Here is a 20,601-nt window from a genome sequence, read left to right as displayed (position 1 = left end):
AGCTTTATTATTTTTCAAGTTCTCTTTTTTTCTTTACTACTTCTGCAAGATCATCTCTTACAGATTTATCCCACATTTTCACACCAGATATATAAGCAGCTCTACCCATCATATGGCCTCCAACTGGTCCTGTAACAAAAAGAAAGACGATTCCAAGTAAAATGCGAGAGTTAAAGCTTCCTTCATTCAACCAAAAGTGAAAAAATACTCCGAGTAAAATACTCATGACACCAAGTGTTGCACTTTTAGATGCCGCATGTGCCCGTGAATAGGCATCCGGAAGACGTATTAACCCGATAGCGGTTACCAAGATAAAGATTGTTCCAAAAGAAATCGTAGCAATGATAAGAATATTAGCTATTACGGTCACGTTGAATAATTACTCCCTTCTCCGTGAATTTAGAAAAAGCAACAGTACCAATAAAGGAAAGAATCGCTAAGAGTAAAATAACATCTAAGAAATATCCTGTATCAAATAGGATGGATATGAGCCCTATCAACGAGATTATCCCAACACCAATTGCATCAAGGGCAATTACACGGTCTGGAGTTGTAGGTCCTTTCACAAGGCGATATAAAAAACCTAAAAGCGATATACCTATAAGTACGACGATTGTCCAAAGAAAAGTTGTCATGATTTGCTCACCTCCAAGATTGCCTTTTCAAACGTATCCTTGATGGAATTGATGGCATCATCTACGTTATCAAAATCAATAGAATGAATATAAAGGATTTTATTATCATCCGAAATATCAATGACAATTGTGCCCGGTGTCAGGGTGATAAGACTGGATAATAGTGTAATTTCCCAGTCTTTTTCAAGGACAGTAGGCATTGCAAATATAGCGGGACGAATTGGCATTTTCGGTTTAATGATTAACAGCAAAACGGCGATATTTGATAATGTTAGCTCTTTTAAAAATAAAATAACGAGCTTCACAACTGCCCAAATTCTTTCTAAGTAAAATCTGGAAGAAAAAGATTTTCGTAGCATCCATAACATTAATAATCCAAGTAAATAGCCAACGATAAATGTTGTTGGTTTAAATGATACGGATAAAAACATCCAAGTTAAAGCGATTACAACATTCAATAATATTTGAAAAGCCATTATTTCACCCCTTTAAATACTGCATCCGTATAAACGGAAGGGTCTAGTAATACTGTAGTTGCGTCCTTCATAAATGGAACTACAAATTCTGAACCAACACCATATAAAACGGTGATGGCAACTAAGCAAACTGCTGGGGTTAATAAATGACGATACGTTTTAGGATTAAGCTCCTGCACAACTTTCTCTTCACCCCAAAATGCATAGATGAAAATACGAATGACAGAAAGTAAAACGACTAAGCTAGAAGCAAGTATGAAAATACTTTGCCAAATATGCCCGTCTTCAAGCCCCCCTTGGACAATTAAAAGTTTGCCTAAAAATCCACTCAAAGGAGGAATCCCAGCAAGTCCAAACGCTGAAACTAAATAACTCCATGCTAATGTAGGGTAACGTTTCATAAGTCCACCCATTTTGCGCAAATCGGATGTGCCAGTTATTTTAATCACAATCCCGACCAGTAAAAACAATGCCCCTTTTATTAAAATATCATGGATCAAATAAAATACAGAACCAAGCATACCGTTTTCATTCATAATAGATACACCAAATAATATGACCCCTACTGCTATCACAATATTATAAATAATAATTTGTTTTACATCGAAGTAAGCAAGTGCGCCTATACATCCTGCAATGATTGTGATGATAGAAATAATCATAAGTAATTCATGTGTAAAGCCCACATCGGTTGTGAAGAACAATGTATACGTCCGTATAATTGCATAAACGCCTACTTTAGTTAATAACGCCCCAAAAAGAGCCAGTATTGGCACTGGAGGAGCTGCATATGACCCCGGTAACCAAAAGAACAGAGGGAAGATAGCACCTTTAATACCAAATACGATGAGAAAAAGTACAGCTATTACAGTGATAATACCTGCTTGGCCAATTTCCGCAAGTTTAATAGATATATCAGCCATATTCAACGTACCAACTACGGAATATAAGTACCCTACAGTAATAACAAAAAGCGATGAGGAAACGATATTCACAAGTATGTACTTGATAGATTCTCTTAACTGCCCTTTTTCTCCCCCTAAAACGATGAGTACATAAGAGGACATTAACAATACTTCAAAGAAAACGAACATATTAAAAATATCGCCGGTTGTAAAAGCGCCGTTAACTCCAGTTAACAAGAACATAATTGCTGGGTAATAAAATGCCTTCTCCCGGTCTTCTCCAATTGAAGTAAAACTGTACCAGACAACGAATAGTGCAATAATAAGGGACGATGTAACTAATAAAACAGAGAGCATATCCGAAACCATCGTGATTCCAAATGGAGGAGCCCAACTGCCTAAAGTAAGCGTTTGAACGCCATCTAATTTTACTTTAATTAATAGCACAATTGCGGATGCTAGTGCCAATAAAAGTCCAATCATCACAGTTATTCGCTGAGCTTTCACTTTTTTCGGGAAAAACAATAAAATAGCTGCAAAAAGGAACGGGATGAGGACTGGAAATAATAATAAATTAATCATTGTCTTCTGTTCCTTTCATTAATTCCATATTGTCTGTACCAACTTCTTTATATGTACGATAAGCAAGCACTAAAGAAAAGGCTGTTACACCAAAACTGATTACGATAGCTGTTAATATTAAAGCTTGTGGAATTGGATCGACATAGTCGGTAACTCCATCTGTTAATACGGGAGCAGCCTTTCCATTTAAACCGCCCATCGTTAAAAGCAAGAGATGTGTTCCATGGCTTAACAAGCCGGTGCCGATAATAATTCTAAGCAAACTTCTGGAAAGGATTAAGTAAATGGCTGCCATGAAAAGAAAGCCGATTAAAATGGACATTAATATTTCCATTATTCATCTCCTCCGATCATTTGAATAATGGTCATTGTGACTCCGACAACAACTAAGTATACTCCCGTATCAAAAAACATCGCCGTATGAATCGAAGTTACCCCAAGAAGCGGTAAGTTGAAATCGCTATATACATGCGTAAAGAAAGGAACATTAAAGAAAATAGAACCAGCTGCCGTAGCGAGGGAGGTTAACAATCCAATTGCGGTCACGACTGTGTAGTTCACTGGAAGCATTTCTTTCACTGTTTTTAAGTCAAATGCAAGTAGTAATAAAATGATGGCACTTGACATTAATAATCCGCCAACAAATCCTCCGCCTGGTGCATAGTGCCCTGCAAAAAAGATATGAATGGAGAATAGAAAAATAATGAAGAAAACTACTTTAGTAGTCGTTTGAATAATTAAATCATTTGTTTTCAACTTTTCTATCTCCTTTCTTTTTTACAAGACGTAAAGTAATCATCCCAATGATTCCAAGTGAGGCAATCGTTAAGACACTTATTTCGAACAATGTATCAAACCCACGGTAATCTACTAAAATAACGTTTACGATATTCTTGCCGCCAGCCTCCGTATAGACAGTATCTTTATAATACTTAGAGATGGAAGGAATAAGTTTTTGAGAGTGAGACGAGATGGCGATTAAGGTAACCATCACTCCTACTCCAAGGGCAATAAGAAAGTTACCTAAACGGAAACCACGATCTTCTTTTCCTTTTTCATGTGTATTCATTTTCGGTAAATGATAAAATGCACCTAAAAATAAAGCGACAGAAACTGTTTCTATTACTAATTGTGTTAATGCAAGATCTGGTGCTTTAAACAAAATATAGAACAAGGCAACTGTGTAGCCTACTGCTCCAAGGGCGATTATCGCAGTTAATCTTGACTTAGTAACTAAAATTGTAACAGTACTAACGATTAAAATGATCGAAATAAGTATTTCAAAAAAACGAATAGGTGCTAGGTTTACCAAGCTAATAGTGAATGCATCTTTCAGCCACATCGTTCCACCAAGCAATACAATAATTGCAGTGAACATGTATACAAAGTAGGAGCGAATAGAGCCTGTCATATAGATAGACGAGAACCGATTAGCTCCTCCATCCGCAATACGGGTCAAAGCCTCATACATTTTGTTTAACGTAAATTTAGATGGAAGCTTTTTATAAACTGGAGACCATTTTGAAATCGTTTTAAACAAAATAAAACCAACTAAAAAGATTCCAAGCGTCATATACAAAGCAGGGGAGTGAAACCCGTGCCAAGCTTTTATCGTAAACCCAACATCTGCTGGAACTTGGTAAGCTAAAGGTTGAATAGCTGCTACTGCCGGTTTAATAAATGTACGTCCAACAAAATTTGGGACAAAGAATATTACTACGACAAGTGTAGCTAATATTCCAGGAGATAAAAGCATTCCTATTGGCGCTTCGTGGGCAGCTTTTGGCAACTGCTCTGGTTTATGTTTCCCACGGAAAGTATGGAGAACAAAATACAAACTATAAACAAATGTAAATACACTTGCAATCCACGCAATGATTGGGAACAAAATACCCCAAGATTCCATAGCGGAAAGATTAAAATGTTGTAAATTGAGAACAGCCTCTAAAAACATTTCTTTACTCAAAAATCCGTTGAACGGTGGAACACCAGCCATCGAGAGGCTTCCAATTAATGCAATCGTGAAGCTGAATGGCATTAAACTCATAAGCCCACCCAGTTTTCGGATATCTCTCGTACCAGTTTCGTGATCCACTATTCCAGCAATCATAAACAAACTTCCTTTAAAAGTCGCATGATTGATAAGGTGAAAAATGGCTGCAAACGTTGCAAATGTAAATGTAGTTACTAAATCTCCGGTAACATGATAAGCAACTGAACCAATTCCAAGAAGGGACATGATTAAACCAAGCTGACTAACCGTAGAAAAAGCAAGTATGGCTTTTAAATCAGTTTGTTTAATCGCAAAGATAGAACCCCAAAATAGTGTGAGAATCCCTACTCCAGTTACAAGCCAAACCCACACTTCAGAAAATGCAAAAATAGGAGTGAATCGTGCGACTAAATATAATCCTGCTTTGACCATTGTTGCAGAGTGTAAATATGCGCTAACAGGAGTAGGAGCTTCCATGGCATCAGGCAACCAAATATAAAATGGGAACTGTGCAGATTTTGTAAAAGCTCCAAGTAACACAAGTACAAGTGCCCATACAAAAAGATCTCTTCCAGCAAGTGTTGGAGCTTGTGCAATCAGTTCACGAATAGAAAAAGTGTCCCCAATGATTCCGAGAATTAAAAAACCTCCAAGCATCATAAGCCCACCAAATACCGTTATCATCATCGATTTTAAGGCCCCAAAACGAGAGCGATCTCTTGTATACCAATAGCCAATTAGAAGAAAAGAGGATATGGACGTTAATTCCCAAAAGAAATACAATCCGATTAAATTGTCCGATTGAACGACTCCTAGCATTGCACTCATAAAAATTAATAAGTATACGTAGAAGTTACCAAGCTTTTCTTTTTTCTTATCCAAATAAAAAATCGAGTAAAGCACAACTAATGCTCCAATACCCGTAATTAGTAAGGAAAAGAGTAAACTCAATCCGTCTATGTATGAAACAAATGAGATTCCAAGGGATGGAATCCAAGGAAGCACGTTCATATTAGTGGTTCCATCCATAATAGATGGTATGTACGTCGCATAAAAACAAACGAGGATTACAGGAACGATTAAGACAAACCATCCTGTATGAATGCTTGAAATTTTCTTAAATAGAAAAGGAATCACCAGTGCAACAACAATAGGCATGAAAATTGCGAAAACTAAGGGCAATTGAATCCTCCTTTCAAAAGTATGTATTTAAATGCATCTCTAAAATTATAACGCAAAAATGGAGTAATTGCATGGCGAAAGGTTGAAAGCTACTTGCAGAATGCCCCTTTTCTCCGATATGATAAAGAAAAGCTTTCTTAACTATTAGAGAAGAAAGAATAGAGTTAGAGGAGCGGCTATGAAAAACCCATATGTGTTTGGATTTTTACCCTTAATTACAATCTTATTATTCAGTTTATCTGTATCTATTTTTACAATGAATAAAGTACTAGATTTATTTAAAGTTATTGGTGTATATAGCGGAATGAGAGAATTTCTGTCTGACTTAGAGCTAAAAATTTTTTTGCTCATTATTTTTACACTCATTTATTTTATGCTTTTTTCTGCATTAAAACTAATTGCTGAAACAATTCATGAGCTGGGAATGCTATTCTTCTCGAAAGATTTAGAGGGTAAGACCATTTCCCAAGCACGAGGCGGTTATGTCATCTTTTTTGTAGGAGCGGTTATTTCGGCTATTGGATTTCAATCTCTTCCTATATTGCTATTAGTCTTTCTATCAACAGCATTCATCTATTTCGTTTATGTAGTCTATAAATTGAGTAGTTCGATGAGTTTGTTAGGAACAGTAGGTTTGATCATGTTCGAGATTCTTGTTTGGAGCCTTTTTTTAGCATTAGTGATCTATGTAATTATTAAGCTATATAACGGGGTAATGGCAAGCTTACCATTTTTATAAAAAGACATATACATTTCTATGGCTAGGTAAGTTCTAGATGTAGAGGGACTTTGGCTAGTGTTTATAAATTGTGCATCAAATCTTAAAAGGGCTTGATCTTGATTGTTTTTACTTTTATCGTACACAGTATACATGAATCAGCGGGTAGATGATTAGAATTGGTGGAGCCTGAAAAAATAGATAGCACCCATTGATAAAGAAGCGCTGAGCGGACGAAATTGTATCTTCGTCCGCTTTTAAAAGATTAGGAAAGAATTTATTCTCTCATTAACCAAAACAAATGCATTATGTCTTTACCTATTTCAAGAAGGCGACGGACAAACATCCGCCACAAGATTACCGAAAAAAGTGGATTGAGAAGTGACGCAGTCACTTCTCAATCCACAAAAATTCCCCTGGTAATAGTGTTGCCAATGTTTCGTCCTAAGCACTCTGGAAATGGGGAAGACCATAAGTACTTAAAGGACGCTTGAGCTTTTCTTATTTACCGAGGTATGTTGGTTCAAATAGTATATCTTTTTAATTGACTAACGATATTATTCAGTGCATGTTCTTTTCCAATAAAGTCTAGCAAAGCATGAATAAGAATGGACTTAGGTGCCTCTTTTGCAAGTTCCTCCTGAAGCAAAGTGATCGATTCACCAAGCTCTGCTTTTCGGAAGTTTGTGACAGAAAGCTCTTTAACTGTGGATAATAAGTTTCCAAGCAAACTGGTTCGATATTCTCCTACTGGAATTGAGTTCCCCTCCATCTCATATTGCATACAATTTTCCATTATAGAATTTTGCAAGATTGGTTTTGTTTTCTTCTGTAAGATACATTCGGCCAGTTCTTCGATTCGATCAGCGATATAAACCGCAATTTCTCTGATATTCAGCGGTTTGTTTTCATATATCACATAGAAAATAAATTCCCTCGCAATCCCGTTATACATGGTAACTAAATCCCAAATATTAGGATGTACTACTTCTCCAAGAAATCGAATCAAGCACTCCATACTATATTTTAGGTGATTTGCTCTTAAACGAAGGAAGTACGGGGCAAATTGTCCTTTTGAGGTGTTCATTTTTTTAATATCATGCATAATAAATTTATTATTTAGGAAAAACTCAAAATGACATTCAGTTTCGAGAATAAATACCTCCCGCAAGGATAATGTTGCATCTGCTCGAATGTTTTCAATTTTGGTGTACATGGCCATCTGTTGCGAATCGTGAAAAGTGATATATAAATCTTCTTTTGATTGGAAGAACTTATATAATGACCCTTTGGCAATTCCACAGTCATCTGCGATTTCTTGTATGGAAGTAGCCGCGAAGCCATTCTCTGAAAAATGTCGTGTGGCAGATTCAATAATATTTTGTCTGATAATGCTCAAGGTTTTCCTCCTTTTAAAAACTATTTGACATTGAAGTAAAAAAAAGTAGAATAAAAAAGTAACGGTTGACTCAATAGTTTTCCAAAAAAACTATAGGTCAATAGTAAAACGTTCATCACATCTGGTCAAGGAAAGGAATCAACTTATGTCAATACAAAACACTGCTTCGGCAGCACAACAGCCAGAGTTTTCAGTAAAGGCACTTATTTTGCCCTTAATGGCTGTAATTATCGGAATGATTATGGTTATTCTGGATAGCACGGTTGTTAATGTCGCTATTCCCAATCTACAGGCATACTTCGATACTACACTTAAAACGATCCAATGGACAATTACAGGTTATACGCTATCCCTTGCGGCCGTAATTCCGCTTGCAGGTTGGTTAACTGATAAGTTCGGGGCAAAGCAAGTTTTTCTAACTACAATTGCTTTATTCACAATTGGCTCGGTTCTTTGTTCTCTCGCTCAGACATCGGAACAGCTCGTTCTTTTCCGTGTTATTCAAGGACTTGGCGGCGGAATGGTTTCTCCAATAGGAATGGCTATGATATTTAAGCTTTCTCCTCCTGATAAGAGGGGATCTGTAATGGCTATGCTTGGTGTTCCTATGCTTCTTGCACCTGCAGCTGGCCCAATTTTGTCAGGATGGCTTATTGGACTTGCATCATGGCACTGGATTTTCCTTATTAATCTGCCAATAGGAATTGCAGCATTATTAGTGGGTTGGAAGTATTTGCCGATCATTGAACGACATAAAACACCAGCACTTGATGTTTGGGGAATGATATTAGCGCCAATCGCATTCTCTATGCTGGCATTCGGTATGAGTGAAGGAGGTTCGGATTGGACTTCTACAAGAACATTAACTGGATTAATCGTTGGTGGTGTCGCTCTTGCTTTATTTATCTTCGTGGAGCTTCGTCAGAAACAACCACTTCTTGAGCTTCGTGCATTTGGCTCATCTGATTTCACAAGAGGTGTAATCTTAACTTGGATTTCTCAAATTGCGCTTATGGGTTCCATTTTGATGGTTCCTTTGTTCTTGCAAAATCTTCTAGGTTATACACCATTGGAAAGCGGATTAACGACTCTTCCTATGGCACTTGCTTCTGTTGTATTTATGCCAATTGGAGGAAAGCTATTTGATAAAGTGGGGGCTCGTCCGTTAGCTTTTGTTGGGTTAATTATTATAACAATCGCTTTATTCTTATTATCTAAAATCGACTTGGACAGCTCAAGGTCTACGCTAATGCTGCCATTAGCTATGATGGGTTCTGGTATGGGTTTATCGATGATGGCACTTAATACACATGTATTGAATTCCGCTCCACGTAAACTTGTAAGTAGGATAACGCCGCTTACAACTGCTACTCAACAAGTCGTGATGTCTTTCGCTATAGCTGGATTAACAGGTTTCTTAACTTCTAGAACAACTCACCATATGGTTGAAGCGGGAGCTAATGCTAACTTGGCCCAAAGCTCTGCATCTGCGTTCGGCGATATTTTCTTTCTTACCTCTTGTATAGCTGCATTTGGTATACTCATGAGTCTTACCCTGCGCAAACCACGTTTGAAGGACGATCATGAAGGAGAAAATGAAGAAGAGAAACCAGATACAACGATGATGATGGGGCACTAAATCGTATACTTCCACTATAGGGGTGAGTAGATAAATTTTGCGTGCATTTCATCTTAGCAAGTTACGTAATTATCCAGAATAAAAGAAGCTACGGATTCGTAGCTTCTTTTATTCGTCCGTCATAATTTTATTGAAGATTGCATGATGAATTTTTTTCGCTTCAATTCGCTTCATATTTTGAGGCATATCATAACCTATCCAAACAGCGGATGTATACGCATCTGATAGTCCAGCGATCCAATAGTCATGAAAATCATTTGTAGTTCCAGTTTTGGCACCTAGATAAGGAGAGGAGATAGTTATCCCTTTGCCTGTCCCATTTTGTACAACATCAGCAAGTAATCCTCTCATTGTTTGAACCGTTTTAGGAGACCAAACTTCTGTTTTTTCTTCATTCCATTCATATAAAACTGTCCCACTTGTATCGGTTACTTTGCGAATTGCATGAGCAGGTTTATACATGCCGTTTATAAAACTAGTGTATCCATCCGCCATTTCTAATACAGTAACGCCATTTGTTAATCCACCTAATGCAGCCGCATAGGAACGGTCTTCTTTTGTAATATGACTAAATTGAAACTGACTTAGTTTAGCGAAAGCGTTGTCAATTCCAACAGTATCTAATAATCGAACTGCAGGGGTGTTATGGCTTAAACGGAATGCCTGTTTAATTGTTACATAACCGTATACCGCCCCTCCGTAGTTTTTAGGGCAATAATTACCAATACATAGCTTCCCACCATTAATCGTATTGTTTGGAGTTAGTGTTGTTGTTTCAAAAACGGGTGCATACACAAGTAATGGTTTAAGTGCTGATCCCGGTTGCCGAACAGCTTGATACGCGCGATGGAAATCGAACTTTTTATAATCTTTTCCACCATATAGGCTTAAAATTTCTCGTGTATCATTGTTAATGACAACGGATGCAGCTTGCAAGTCAGGTGTTTTAGATAGTAATTGGTTTATATACTTCTCATCGTTTTGTTGTTTTACCGGGTTTAGAGCGGTATGAATTGTAACACCTTGCGCAATAATTTCGTTCACTTTCGATTGCAGTTCGTTTTCAAAAATAAGTTTTTGTTGCTCATTTTGGGCAGTGCTCATTTTTTCAGTGTAGCCTTCTTTATTGGCGATGAGCTTTTTTAACTCTTCTAATACATACGTGCTATAAGCAGGGTAAAGTTGTTTTTTTGTTTTTGTATGTAGAACAATAGGCTCAGCTTTTAATGTTTTTCCATGATCTTCAGATATTTTCTCCTTCTTCACTAACACATCTATGAGCAATTCTTGCCGTTTTTTAGTAGCTTCAAAATGTTCTAGTGGATTATAAATTGTTGGGTTGTTTGGAATTGCACTCACAAAGGCAAGCTCTGCTTCAGTTAATTGGTCTAATGGTTTGCCAAAATAATATGTTGCAGCTGCACCAATTCCGTACACTTGGTTACTAAAATAAATTTCATTTAAATAATTTGTTAATATTTCTTCTTTCGTAGATTGCTTTTCCATTTCATAAGCATAGACAAGCTCGATTACTTTTCTTTCATATGTCTTTTCGGTTGATAGATATCGAAGTCTCACTAATTGTTGGGTAATCGTACTCGCCCCTTGATCTTTCGAGTTGGCGGAAGCATTGGCAAATAAGGCGCGGAAAATCGCACTAAAATTAAATCCAACATGGTTGTAAAATTCAACATCCTCACTTTGAATGAACAACTCTTGTACAAACAAAGGAATGGACTGAAGTGGAAGTGGAACTCTCCACTCCACATAATCCTCTGAAAAAAGATGGTCATGTTCATCTAATAATATAACCGGAGAAGATAAAGTAGGACTTGAAAGTTGAATAGACTGAGCTAAATCATCTTGAAAGGAAGATGCCGACAATAATTCGGAATGGATGAAGGAGTACAAAATCCATATCATCGGAAAACATATTATGACGAGTAAAAACCCTATTACTTGGCGCATTTGTTAGACTCCAATTCCTTATGAACTAGTTGCTTTTTCGTGCAGTTCTTCTTCTAATAATACCTCTTCAAAATCTTGGACAGGTTTTTTTCTTGCAAAATAAATGATAAAAAATGCAATTAGAAATAATGCGCCAGTAACATAGAAAACGGAAGAAATTCCGATATATCCACTGATGAATCCACCAAACATAGGTCCAATAATATTTCCTAAAAACCGAAAACTTGTATTATAGCCCATTAATTCACCTTGTACTTCGATAGGTGCTTCTCTTCTAATAAGTGCAGTGGTAATAGGAATTAGTCCACCCGACGCAATACCAAAAAGAAGTCGGAGTACAATTAGTTGCCATAAATCAGTTACAAAAGCCATTGGAACAATGAAAACGAAAGCAATTACAAGAAGTGCAGATAACACTTTTTCGTATCCGATCGAATCACCTAATTTCCCCCATACTCTTGCAAATAATAAGCTTCCTACTCCTGTTGCGCTAAACGTAATTCCTGCTAAGAAAGCGACTTCGTTGGAATTTGTTAAATGAGAAACATATAAAGATAAAAGTGGTTGAATACTAAATAATCCAATTTGTATAAGGGAAGTGATCATTAACACATTTAAAATTAAACGATGATGAAAAATACCAGAGATAACCGTTTTTCGAGAGTATTCGTGATCCCCTTTTTTCTTTTCTCTTCTCAATTCTTGCACGCCGAAAATAACAAGTATTGCTGCCGCCGTTACAGCGCTCGAGGTAATGATAAATGTATATTGAAATCCAAACGTATCTGCTAAAAAACCACCAATTACTGGACCAAATAAAGTTCCAGAGACACTGCCCATTTGGAGGGTTCCCATTGTTTTCCCCGCAATATTCTTAGGAGTTTGTGAACTAATAAATGCGAGTGAAGTAGGGATAAATCCAGTAACGATACCCATAAATAAGCGAAGTACAAAAAAAGCTTCCACAGAATGAACAAATCCCATTAAAAGTACGCTTATCGCAATACCGAAACCATTAATAATGAGAATAGGCTTGTACCCATATTTATCCGCTACTCTTCCCCATATAGGAGACATTATGAATGCGGAAACAAAAGTAGCCCCAAATATTAATCCGGCCCATTTTTGGGTATATGCATCCGAAAAGTCACCCATTGTTTTAATATATAAAGATAAAAAGGGCATAATCATTGTCATCGTTCCAGATACTAAAAAGTTGGAAAAGAACATGATTGTAAAGTTTCTTTTCTGTACGCTCATCGAAATCCCTTCTTTCTATTTTGATGCGTACTTTCTAGTTCTTCTTATTATAGAACATTTCGTTAAGCTAAGAAAGTTAGATACTTTGTCACTGAAAAGCACTTCCCTTTATGTTAAACTAATTTGGGGTGAATGATTCATGAAGAAAATCATTTTATTATTTTTAATAGTTGCTGTAATGAGCTTAAGCGCTTGTGGAAAGAAAACTGAAATGCCAAATGATTCTGCAACAACAGAGACCGAAACAAATATAGACAAAACAGAAGACAAAGCAACCGCAGAAGAAGGAGAGAAAACAATGTATCCACAACTTTCAACAGAAGTTGCTTCTAATGAAGCATTAGTTATTATGCACACAACAAAGGGAGCAATAAAAATTAAATTATTCCCAGAACTAGCACCTAAAACAGTCGAAAACTTTTTAACACATGCAGAAAATGGTTACTACAATGGACTTATTTTTCATCGTGTAATTGAGGATTTCATGATTCAAGGTGGGGATCCAACAGGAACTGGTATGGGTGGAGAAAGTATTTACGGCAATGAATTTGAAGACGAATTTTCTAAGAACCTTTTTAATTTAAGAGGAGCGCTTTCTATGGCCAATGCTGGACCTAATACAAACGGAAGCCAATTTTTTATTGTCCAAGCATCGGAGGCACCTGCACCTGTAGAACAATTGAAATCACGTGGTTTGCCGGACGAAATCGCAGAAGCATATGTACAAATGGGCGGAACTCCACATTTGGATCAGAAGCACACTGTATTTGGACAAGTTATTGATGGAATGAATGTTGTCGACCAAATCGCAGCAGCAGAAAAAGATGCACATGACAAGCCGTTAGAAGATATTACGATTGAATCGATTGAAATCGTGCAAAAATAAGTAGGGAAGTGTCGAGATGTTCCATATTTTACAACTAGGCTTTTTATATCTGTACTTTCCAGAAGATAAAACAGAATATATTCCTGTAGTGATTGAATTGCTTGTACTCATAGGAATTTGCATCCTACTATTTAGATGGTTAATGAAAAAATCTAATAAGGACGCAGAGAAAGCTAGAGAAATAGAAGCAAAAGTAATGCAAGCGAGAAAAGAACAGATGGAAAAGGATTCAACTCAAAACTGAGTTGAATCCTTTTGTTATAGACTGAGAAACTACCATGACTCACGTTTCACTAAAGCCACCATCTACCATGAGAAAGCTAATTTCAGCATTAAACCGGTATTATTTTGATTTAAAATGAATATCCTATTAATTTTTGAATATGTGTAATGCCGCTGTTTTCATAGGAATGTATCTGAAATTGATATAATTGAAAACCAGTTTTCACAACGACTTGGACTCTGGTTAAGTTGTGTCTCCTACAAGGTATTGATCTGGATTGTTTCTTACTTTTACCGTACACAGTATACATGAATTAGTGGGAAGATGATTAGAGTTGGTGGAACCTGAAAAAATAGATAGCATTCATTGATAAAGAAGGCTTAAGCGGACGAAATTGTATCTTCGTCCGCTTTTAAAAGAATTGGGAAGTATCTAATCTCTCATTAACCAAATCTTATGTACCTTGTCTCTTCCTATTTCAAGAGGGAGATGGACAAAACATCTGCCACAAGATTACCGAAAAAAGTGTAGCTGGAAGTGACACAGTCACTTCCAGCTACACAATTCAAACTGTAATAGTGTAACCAATGTTTCGTCCAAAGCACTCTAGAAATAGAGAAGACCAGATGCACTTAAATGCCGCTTGAGCTACTTTTAGGTTAAAGCTTTTATAAATCGTGCGACTCCATCTTCTATTGTCATTCTTGGACATGCAACATTCATACGTAAAAAGCCATTTCCAGCTTCCCCGTATTTTGTACCTGGTTCTAGTGCTAGCTTCCCTTTTGTTAAAAGAAGATCCATCATATCCTTTTCACTTAAACCAGTGTCACGATAGTCAATCCACAATAAATAAGTACCATCTGGTTTGAAAGCTTTTATTCCATCTACTTTAGACGTTAATTGATCCACTACATAATCCATATTAGAAGATACAATTTCTAGAAGTTCTTCCAGCCAAGCTTCACCATGTTCATAAGCTGCTTGGAAAGCAGTTAATGAGAAAATACTCAATTCCATTTGTCCATGCGCCAAAGCATGATCCTCTAGTACTTTTCTTTTCTGTTCATCTGGAACAATAATTGTTGCTGCTTGAATGCCTGCTAAGTTAAACGTTTTGGTAGGAGCAAAAATAGTAATAATATTATTAAGATTTTCCGCGACTGATAAAATAGGGATGTGCTTGTTTGGTTTAAAAACTATATCTGAGTGTATTTCATCTGATAAAACTAAAACATTATTACTTTGACATAATGCTGCTATTTTCGTTAAGTCTTCCTTGCTCCACACTTGTCCACCCGGGTTATGTGGACTGCAAAGGATAAATACTTTTACCCCTGATTTTAACTTTGCTTCAAATGCACTAAAATCGATTTCCAATGATCCATCTTGCTCGGTAAGTCGGCAAGTTTCTACAACGCGCCCCAGTTTTTCAGGGACAATTGTAAATGGGGGATATACTGGAGTATGTATAAGGACTTTGTCTCCTACTTCTGTAAAAGCTTCAACAACTGCTGATATGGAAGGAACTACCCCTTGCTGAAACAAAATCCATTTATTTTCTATTTTTAATTGATGTTTTTTTTGCATCCAGTTGGTGAACGCTGTTTTTGTTTCTTCCGATGCCTTAGAATAACCGAAAACTGGGTGTTCTAAACGTCGTTGCAATGCTTCGGTAATGGGAGAAGGTATTGCAAAATCCATGTCTGCAATCCACATCGGAAGTACTTGAGAAGCATCTGTAATCGAATAAATTTCTTCCACTGAATCCCATTTTACCGAATTAGTATTACGTCTTTGGTAAACAGTTGTAAAATCAGACAAATTAATTACCTCTTTCAATTTAAGATTATTATGTTATTATAACTCTAACGAATAAAAACAGTAAGGTGAAAATTTATGGACTCAATTGAAATGAATCGAAAAGCTGTTTGGACATTACAGGAATGGGACCCATTTGAAATAGGTGTCGATAGTTATGACGCAGAAGCTGCAGATGTCGTTGCAGATTTACAAATGATTGATCATCCTTCCGACCTAGCTAAACGAATTCAAACTATTTATGAACATTCATTTGAACAGTGGATTCCACTTGAAAAGTGTGTGGATATTTCGTACAAATTAATCGCTTTGAAGTATGAAATGAAATGCATCATCTAAAAAGAAAAAGCTTTCGGTGTAAAAACCGAAAGCTTTTATGCGTTTTGTAGGCCGTCTAATAGATTAGAAGCTGGTACCTCTAGTGCATTGGACAATTTAAGTAGTGTTTGTACGGAAGGGGTTTCATTGCCAGCTTCGTAAGCCTCTAGCTTTCCAGTACCGATTCTTGTTTTTAGTGCAAGTGTTTCTAAAGAAATATTGCGTTCTTCTCTTAATTGACGTAGTTGTAAGTGTAATTCTTTTTTCATTATTACATCCATCCTTTCAAAGAAGTATTAATGTATTAATATATTATAGCACAAACTTTTTAGAACATCATTTATGGAAGAAAAGAGTAGCAATTTTTAGAAAAACACTTTAATAATTCCTTGGACAAACACGATAATAATTGCGACTGGAGCAGCGTAACGAACGATGATATGCCATGCATGTAAAAGAAAAGTATTTAGCATCAACTCGTTAGAAAGTTCCGACTTTGATAGTACATATCCAGCAAATAATGAGATAAATAATGCACCAAGTGGTAACCCAAAGCTGCTTGTGATGAAGTCTGCAAAATCAAAAATAGACATGCCTAAAATGTGTATATTCGAAAGTACACCAAAAGATAAAGCACTTGGAATACCTACTAAAAAGATAAAGAATCCATATACCCATGCAGCACGTTTTCTTCGATCATATTTTGATTTGATCCCAATGGATACAACAATTTCTAACATGCTGATAGATGAAGTGAGTGTTGCAAATAATAACAAAATGAAAAATAAAATCAAGAAAAATTGACCAAATATGATTTGCTTAAACACCGCGGGTAAAATGATAAATACTAATCCAGGTCCCGAATCCGGAGAAAATCCAAGGGCAAATACAGCAGGGAAAATAACAAGACCAGCCATTATCGAAATGCCAATATTGAGTACGGATACACTGAGCGCTGAACTACCTAATTTCGTCTCTTTTGGTAAGTATGATGCATATGTAATCATTGCTGAAACACCGACACTTAAAGAAAAGAATGCTTGTCCTAAAGCAAGTAGTGCTGTTTTCCAAGTGAGGTATGACCAATCAGGTACAAAGAGAAACTTAACTCCTTCTATGGCACCATCTAGTGTTAAGGAGCGAATTGCTAATACAACAAAGAATATAAGTAGAACGGGCATCATCCATTTACTAGCCTTCTCGATTCCACCTTTAATCCCGCCAGATACTATCCAGATGGTTAAAAATATGAATAATCCTTGCCCTATTAATACTTCCCAAGGATTGGAGATAACTGTATTAAAAAGATCTTCATAGAACGTTTCGCTCGTTCCATTCAGGCTAAAGGTAATTGCCCTTATCAAATAAGATAATATCCAACCTCCAACAACACTATAAAAAGATAGTATGATAAATGAAAAGATAAATCCGGACCATCCGATTAAAAACCAAGGCTTTCCTGGAACAAGCTTTTTAAATCCAGTTACAGCATCAGCTTGTCCTTTTCTTCCAATAATAAATTCTGCAAGTAGGATAGGTAACCCAATTAAAATTGTACATACGATAAATAGCATTACGAACACACTGCCACCGTTCGTTCCTGCCATATAGGGGAACTTCCAAATCGCGCCTAAGCCGATTGCACTTCCAGCAGCTGCTAATATAAAACCTATCTTCGATCCAAAATGATCTCTTTTTTCCAAAGTAATTCCTCCTTTTGTAGGACTGTCTTATTGTACACGAGGTTTTTATGAAAATGTACGCGTAAATGTGAAACATAATTGAACGATCTTTCGTATCACCCATACATAGAGAGAGTGAGGGGGAGCAATGTCAGAATATGAACTTATCGAGCGAGCGCAGCAGGGAGACAAATTTGCTTATACAGAGCTCATTCAAAAACATCATCGAACCGTAGAAAAGTTTGCATTTCAATGTGGCGTTAAAGTAATTGATATTCCCGATGTCACACAAGAAGTATTTGTAAAGCTATATCGTTTTTTACATCAGTTCAAGCGTGAGCGATTTACTACATGGTTATACAAAATTACATTAAATACAACGAGGGACTATTACCGAAAAGAAACAAAAGAGAAGGAAAAAGAAGAAAAGCTTAGTAATGAGATTGGAGTAAAGTACTCTACCAAATCAGCTGAAGATCGAGTGCTAGTCTTTGAGGAAGATCGGGAACTGCATGATACAATTCAGTCACTTGATGAAAAATACCGACACCCAATTATTCTGTTCTATTTTCATGATTTATCATACGAACAAATCGCGGATGTTTTAAACGTCCCATTATCAACAGTAAAAACTAGATTACTCCGTGCAAAAGAACAACTAAAAAAGCTTCTTTCAACAAACGGAGGTGAAAAATATGGACGATAAACAACTAGAAGAAGGATTGGACTTATTGAAAACATCCTATGAAAGAGTACCTTCTAATTTCGACATGGTTGAAATATTAAACAAAATTGAAGAAGAGGAAGTTCCATCTGCAAATGAGGAAAAACTTAAAACTTCTAAATGGCAAAAAGTAACGGTATGGGCTGTTAGTTTAGCTAGCATAATTATTATCGGGATACTTGGAAGTACATTTTTATTAAATGAAAATGCAATACAAGGGGAAGGTGAACTAAACGAATCTGCCAAAGAATTTATTGATAGATTGAAAAAAGAGTATCCAATAGAAAGAGAAAAAAGACGTGAAATGCTGAATCTGCCCGAGGAAGAGTTTTCACAAATTGAATTTATAAGTTCTGCAGATATGTATTTCCAACATTATACAGATCCAAGATCTACACCATTTATAGAGGGAACTATTTATACCGACTTAGATGAACGGTATGACAAAATTTTGGATCAGTTAAAACTACCATCTGAAATGGAACAAGAAATATACAAAGGAAATAAATTAACTAAGGCAGAAACAATAGAGTTTATGAATAAATATTACTTAAAAGTCAGTATGCTTAAAGGTTATGCAAATGAAAAATTGGATGAGTACAAAGATAAGCTATCTATTTATAAAGTGAATGGCTTATACAATATGAACAAAATACTTGAGAATGAAAGAAATCTTTCGAAAGAACTTCAAAATTTAAGGAAAATAGCCCAAAACCAAAGTCTTGAATTAGAGATAGTTGAGGAAGGGATTGATATTCACTTTGGCTATAGTTTTGCACGTCTTTATACAAACTACTTTTGGAATTTGGATCCAATTGCAAATGGTTACTTATTAATGATGGCATACGAGCCCTTTACGTATGCTTCGGAATTAATCTACCCAATGGATAAGACATTGATTGCTCTATTAACTATGGAGGGTGTTTTGCTGGATGAAGAGGCATTTGAATATGGAAGAATGGAAACTTATTATACAAGTGTATTTTATTATCTAGTGGAAGGTACAATGGAGAATCCAGTTTTTGATGAAAATGGAGTTGTAAAACAGGAATATAAAGAAATTTGGTACACTATGGCAAATGAAGAAGCAAATTCGCCTTCTCCATATTTATTAATTCCAATTGTGAAAGAATTTGAGGCAACGGGATGGACTAAATCTGAAGCGTGGGAAGACTTTACTTATGGAGATATTGAAGATGCGCTTCATCTTGCGAAAAATGGAGATTTGGAGCGGTTTATGCCCGAGCGTTTAGTGAACAAAAAAATAGGAAATGAAACGCTTGTTGATGATGATTTCCTACTACGAATCCAAGCAATGTATCAATCATTTGCTGAAACGAATGATCAAACGGTTTTAAAAGAAGCAACAGCTGAAGAAATTGTTGGGTTGTATTATTATTGTATACAGTTAGGGGATTATGAAACGCAATATGAACTGTACATTAAAGATGATGGATACTATCAAATTCCTAAAGCAGAATATATGAGCGCTCCTCATGAAAAAATAACGGAATTTCGTAAGGAGTTTTCTTCTTTCCGTTTTGAACAACGCTCGGATGAAGGTGGGTATGTAGTTTTAACCCTACATCCAGAAAATGCGCAGTACTTGCAAGACACCGTAGTTGGTTTTGCAGTCATCCATACAGAAAACGGTTGGCGAGCAGCCTTTATGCCAACCCAGTGATTTTTGCTCGCTCTCTTTCTACTATGTTATAATTTAACATGACCTTTAGGGTAGATACGAATATAGAGAAGTAGGGAGTGAACGAGATGATCAAAGATTTTACGGTAGGAGATGTTGTTAAGGGAAAAGTTACTGGCATTCAACCTTATGGTGCTTTTGTTAGTTTAGATGAAGATACACAAGGACTTGTGCATATTTCTGAGATAACGTATGGCTATGTGAAAGAAGTCAGTGAGTTTTTAACAGTTGGGCAAGAAGTAGAAGTGAAAATTCTAGAAGTAGATAATGATTCAGGAAAGATAAGTTTGTCCATACGTGAACTACAAGAAAAACCTGCAGTTCCAAAAAAAGATGATAAACCACGGAAAACCCTCCAAGCCCGTGTAGATGAGCATGATCTAGAAGGGTTTAACACTTTAAAAGAAAAGTTAGCAGATTGGATTAAACAATCAATCCGTTAATAAATGAAAAGGGGGGCTCTGAGTGTTGTACAAAAACGACAGCAC

The 20,601-nt window shown here is 36.4% G+C and carries 21 protein-coding genes; 8 read left to right on the top strand and 13 right to left on the bottom strand.

The window, feature by feature from the left end; translation table 11 throughout:
• Positions 1-7 precede the first annotated feature (7 nt).
• Genes mnhG through ACEPXD_RS13250 form a run of 7 tightly spaced genes read right to left on the bottom strand, consistent with a single transcriptional unit; the run spans position 8 to position 5,773 of the window.
• Positions 8-370, bottom strand: coding sequence for a monovalent cation/H(+) antiporter subunit G (gene mnhG, locus ACEPXD_RS13280; protein ID WP_151700713.1), 363 nt, complete (start codon positions 368-370; stop codon positions 8-10).
• On the bottom strand, positions 354-635 hold the full coding sequence (locus ACEPXD_RS13275; protein ID WP_391116625.1) for a Na(+)/H(+) antiporter subunit F1: 282 nt from the start codon (positions 633-635) through the stop codon (positions 354-356). Before ACEPXD_RS13275 ends, mnhG begins: the two co-directional genes overlap by 17 nt.
• Complete coding sequence (locus ACEPXD_RS13270) at positions 632-1,111, bottom strand: Na+/H+ antiporter subunit E (RefSeq protein WP_391116623.1); 480 nt, start codon at positions 1,109-1,111, stop codon at positions 632-634. The genes ACEPXD_RS13275 and ACEPXD_RS13270 overlap by 4 nt, the downstream gene beginning before the upstream one ends.
• Positions 1,111-2,541: a Na+/H+ antiporter subunit D gene (locus ACEPXD_RS13265; protein WP_391123228.1), complete on the bottom strand. Its 1,431-nt coding sequence runs from the start codon at positions 2,539-2,541 to the stop codon at positions 1,111-1,113. The genes ACEPXD_RS13270 and ACEPXD_RS13265 overlap by 1 nt, the downstream gene beginning before the upstream one ends.
• Before the next feature lie 49 nt (positions 2,542-2,590).
• Complete coding sequence (locus ACEPXD_RS13260) at positions 2,591-2,932, bottom strand: Na(+)/H(+) antiporter subunit C (RefSeq protein WP_391116621.1); 342 nt, start codon at positions 2,930-2,932, stop codon at positions 2,591-2,593.
• Entirely contained in the window at positions 2,932-3,354 is a 423-nt protein-coding gene (locus tag ACEPXD_RS13255; RefSeq protein ID WP_151700708.1) for a Na(+)/H(+) antiporter subunit B, read from the bottom strand. Before ACEPXD_RS13255 ends, ACEPXD_RS13260 begins: the two co-directional genes overlap by 1 nt.
• Positions 3,341-5,773, bottom strand: coding sequence for a Na+/H+ antiporter subunit A (locus ACEPXD_RS13250; RefSeq protein WP_391116619.1), 2,433 nt, complete (start codon positions 5,771-5,773; stop codon positions 3,341-3,343). The genes ACEPXD_RS13255 and ACEPXD_RS13250 overlap by 14 nt, the downstream gene beginning before the upstream one ends.
• 178 nt (positions 5,774-5,951) lie before the next feature.
• Here ACEPXD_RS13250 and ACEPXD_RS13245 point away from each other — a divergent pair, with 178 nt between their 5' ends.
• Positions 5,952-6,512: a DUF5366 family protein gene (locus ACEPXD_RS13245; RefSeq protein WP_391116617.1), complete on the top strand. Its 561-nt coding sequence runs from the start codon at positions 5,952-5,954 to the stop codon at positions 6,510-6,512.
• 502 nt (positions 6,513-7,014) lie between these two features.
• Here ACEPXD_RS13245 and ACEPXD_RS13240 read toward each other — a convergent pair.
• The gene (locus ACEPXD_RS13240) at positions 7,015-7,890 is read right to left on the bottom strand and encodes a TetR/AcrR family transcriptional regulator (protein WP_391116615.1); all 876 of its coding nucleotides are present in this window, start codon (positions 7,888-7,890) and stop codon (positions 7,015-7,017) included.
• 145 nt (positions 7,891-8,035) lie between these two features.
• Here ACEPXD_RS13240 and ACEPXD_RS13235 point away from each other — a divergent pair, with 145 nt between their 5' ends.
• On the top strand, positions 8,036-9,529 hold the full coding sequence (locus ACEPXD_RS13235; protein ID WP_391116613.1) for an MDR family MFS transporter: 1,494 nt from the start codon (positions 8,036-8,038) through the stop codon (positions 9,527-9,529).
• 108 nt (positions 9,530-9,637) lie between these two features.
• Here the strand turns inward: ACEPXD_RS13235 and ACEPXD_RS13230 are convergent, their stop codons facing one another.
• Positions 9,638-11,452, bottom strand: coding sequence for a transglycosylase domain-containing protein (locus ACEPXD_RS13230; RefSeq protein ID WP_391116610.1), 1,815 nt, complete (start codon positions 11,450-11,452; stop codon positions 9,638-9,640).
• A 63-nt stretch (positions 11,453-11,515) separates the two neighbouring features.
• Positions 11,516-12,757: an MFS transporter gene (locus ACEPXD_RS13225; RefSeq protein WP_391116608.1), complete on the bottom strand. Its 1,242-nt coding sequence runs from the start codon at positions 12,755-12,757 to the stop codon at positions 11,516-11,518.
• 139 nt (positions 12,758-12,896) lie between these two features.
• Here ACEPXD_RS13225 and ACEPXD_RS13220 point away from each other — a divergent pair, with 139 nt between their 5' ends.
• Both ACEPXD_RS13220 and ACEPXD_RS13215 read left to right on the top strand, forming a co-directional pair.
• Complete coding sequence (locus ACEPXD_RS13220; RefSeq protein WP_391116606.1) at positions 12,897-13,643, top strand: peptidylprolyl isomerase; 747 nt, start codon at positions 12,897-12,899, stop codon at positions 13,641-13,643.
• Between the two features lie 16 nt (positions 13,644-13,659).
• Entirely contained in the window at positions 13,660-13,887 is a 228-nt protein-coding gene (locus ACEPXD_RS13215; RefSeq protein WP_391116604.1) for a hypothetical protein, read from the top strand.
• 633 nt (positions 13,888-14,520) lie between these two features.
• Here the strand turns inward: ACEPXD_RS13215 and ACEPXD_RS13210 are convergent.
• Positions 14,521-15,690 (bottom strand): MalY/PatB family protein, encoded by a 1,170-nt coding sequence (locus ACEPXD_RS13210; RefSeq protein WP_391116602.1) that lies wholly within the window; start codon positions 15,688-15,690, stop codon positions 14,521-14,523.
• 75 nt (positions 15,691-15,765) lie between these two features.
• Between ACEPXD_RS13210 and ACEPXD_RS13205 the strand changes: the two genes are divergently transcribed.
• Entirely contained in the window at positions 15,766-16,026 is a 261-nt protein-coding gene (locus ACEPXD_RS13205) for a DUF1871 family protein (RefSeq protein ID WP_391116600.1), read from the top strand.
• A 35-nt stretch (positions 16,027-16,061) separates the two neighbouring features.
• Here the strand turns inward: ACEPXD_RS13205 and ACEPXD_RS13200 are convergent, their stop codons facing one another.
• Both ACEPXD_RS13200 and ACEPXD_RS13195 read right to left on the bottom strand, forming a co-directional pair.
• Entirely contained in the window at positions 16,062-16,274 is a 213-nt protein-coding gene (locus ACEPXD_RS13200; RefSeq protein ID WP_391116598.1) for a helix-turn-helix domain-containing protein, read from the bottom strand.
• A gap of 96 nt (positions 16,275-16,370) precedes the next feature.
• On the bottom strand, positions 16,371-17,708 hold the full coding sequence (locus tag ACEPXD_RS13195; protein WP_391116595.1) for a sodium-dependent transporter: 1,338 nt from the start codon (positions 17,706-17,708) through the stop codon (positions 16,371-16,373).
• Between the two features lie 127 nt (positions 17,709-17,835).
• On the opposite strand from ACEPXD_RS13195, the gene ACEPXD_RS13190 reads away from it, so the two are divergent.
• The 3 genes from ACEPXD_RS13190 (at position 17,836) to yugI (ending at position 20,556) form a co-directional block, all read left to right on the top strand.
• Positions 17,836-18,393, top strand: coding sequence for an RNA polymerase sigma factor (locus ACEPXD_RS13190; protein ID WP_391116593.1), 558 nt, complete (start codon positions 17,836-17,838; stop codon positions 18,391-18,393).
• Positions 18,383-20,095 carry a hypothetical protein gene (locus ACEPXD_RS13185; protein WP_391116591.1) on the top strand — a complete coding sequence of 571 codons (1,713 nt, stop codon included), beginning with the start codon at positions 18,383-18,385 and terminating at the stop codon, positions 20,093-20,095. Before ACEPXD_RS13190 ends, ACEPXD_RS13185 begins: the two co-directional genes overlap by 11 nt.
• 86 nt (positions 20,096-20,181) lie before the next feature.
• The gene (gene yugI / locus ACEPXD_RS13180; RefSeq protein WP_391116589.1) at positions 20,182-20,556 is read left to right on the top strand and encodes a S1 domain-containing post-transcriptional regulator GSP13; all 375 of its coding nucleotides are present in this window, start codon (positions 20,182-20,184) and stop codon (positions 20,554-20,556) included.
• Positions 20,557-20,601: the final 45 nt, after the last annotated feature.

This window comes from Psychrobacillus sp. L3 (genome assembly GCF_042945595.1).
GTDB lineage: Bacteria > Bacillota > Bacilli > Bacillales_A > Planococcaceae > Psychrobacillus.
The sequence above is the reverse complement of the archived record's forward strand: the minus strand, read 5'-3'. Positions and strand labels throughout refer to the sequence as shown.

What these genes read in the sequence shown, in the direction of transcription:
- ACEPXD_RS13270 (WP_391116623.1), bottom strand. Translation starts at nt 1,111, where the DNA reads ATGGCTTTTCAAATATTATTGAATGTTGTAATCGCTTTAACTTGGATG.
- ACEPXD_RS13220 (WP_391116606.1), top strand. Translation starts at nt 12,897, where the DNA reads ATGAAGAAAATCATTTTATTATTTTTAATAGTTGCTGTAATGAGCTTA.
- ACEPXD_RS13205 (WP_391116600.1), top strand. Translation starts at nt 15,766, where the DNA reads ATGGACTCAATTGAAATGAATCGAAAAGCTGTTTGGACATTACAGGAA.
- ACEPXD_RS13190 (WP_391116593.1), top strand. Translation starts at nt 17,836, where the DNA reads ATGTCAGAATATGAACTTATCGAGCGAGCGCAGCAGGGAGACAAATTT.
- ACEPXD_RS13215 (WP_391116604.1), top strand. Translation starts at nt 13,660, where the DNA reads ATGTTCCATATTTTACAACTAGGCTTTTTATATCTGTACTTTCCAGAA.
- ACEPXD_RS13200 (WP_391116598.1), bottom strand. Translation starts at nt 16,274, where the DNA reads ATGAAAAAAGAATTACACTTACAACTACGTCAATTAAGAGAAGAACGC.
- yugI (WP_391116589.1), top strand. Translation starts at nt 20,182, where the DNA reads ATGATCAAAGATTTTACGGTAGGAGATGTTGTTAAGGGAAAAGTTACT.
- ACEPXD_RS13230 (WP_391116610.1), bottom strand. Translation starts at nt 11,452, where the DNA reads ATGATATGGATTTTGTACTCCTTCATCCATTCCGAATTATTGTCGGCA.
- ACEPXD_RS13225 (WP_391116608.1), bottom strand. Translation starts at nt 12,757, where the DNA reads ATGAGCGTACAGAAAAGAAACTTTACAATCATGTTCTTTTCCAACTTT.
- ACEPXD_RS13185 (WP_391116591.1), top strand. Translation starts at nt 18,383, where the DNA reads ATGGACGATAAACAACTAGAAGAAGGATTGGACTTATTGAAAACATCC.
- ACEPXD_RS13235 (WP_391116613.1), top strand. Translation starts at nt 8,036, where the DNA reads ATGTCAATACAAAACACTGCTTCGGCAGCACAACAGCCAGAGTTTTCA.
- ACEPXD_RS13245 (WP_391116617.1), top strand. Translation starts at nt 5,952, where the DNA reads ATGAAAAACCCATATGTGTTTGGATTTTTACCCTTAATTACAATCTTA.
- ACEPXD_RS13275 (WP_391116625.1), bottom strand. Translation starts at nt 635, where the DNA reads ATGACAACTTTTCTTTGGACAATCGTCGTACTTATAGGTATATCGCTT.
- ACEPXD_RS13260 (WP_391116621.1), bottom strand. Translation starts at nt 2,932, where the DNA reads ATGGAAATATTAATGTCCATTTTAATCGGCTTTCTTTTCATGGCAGCC.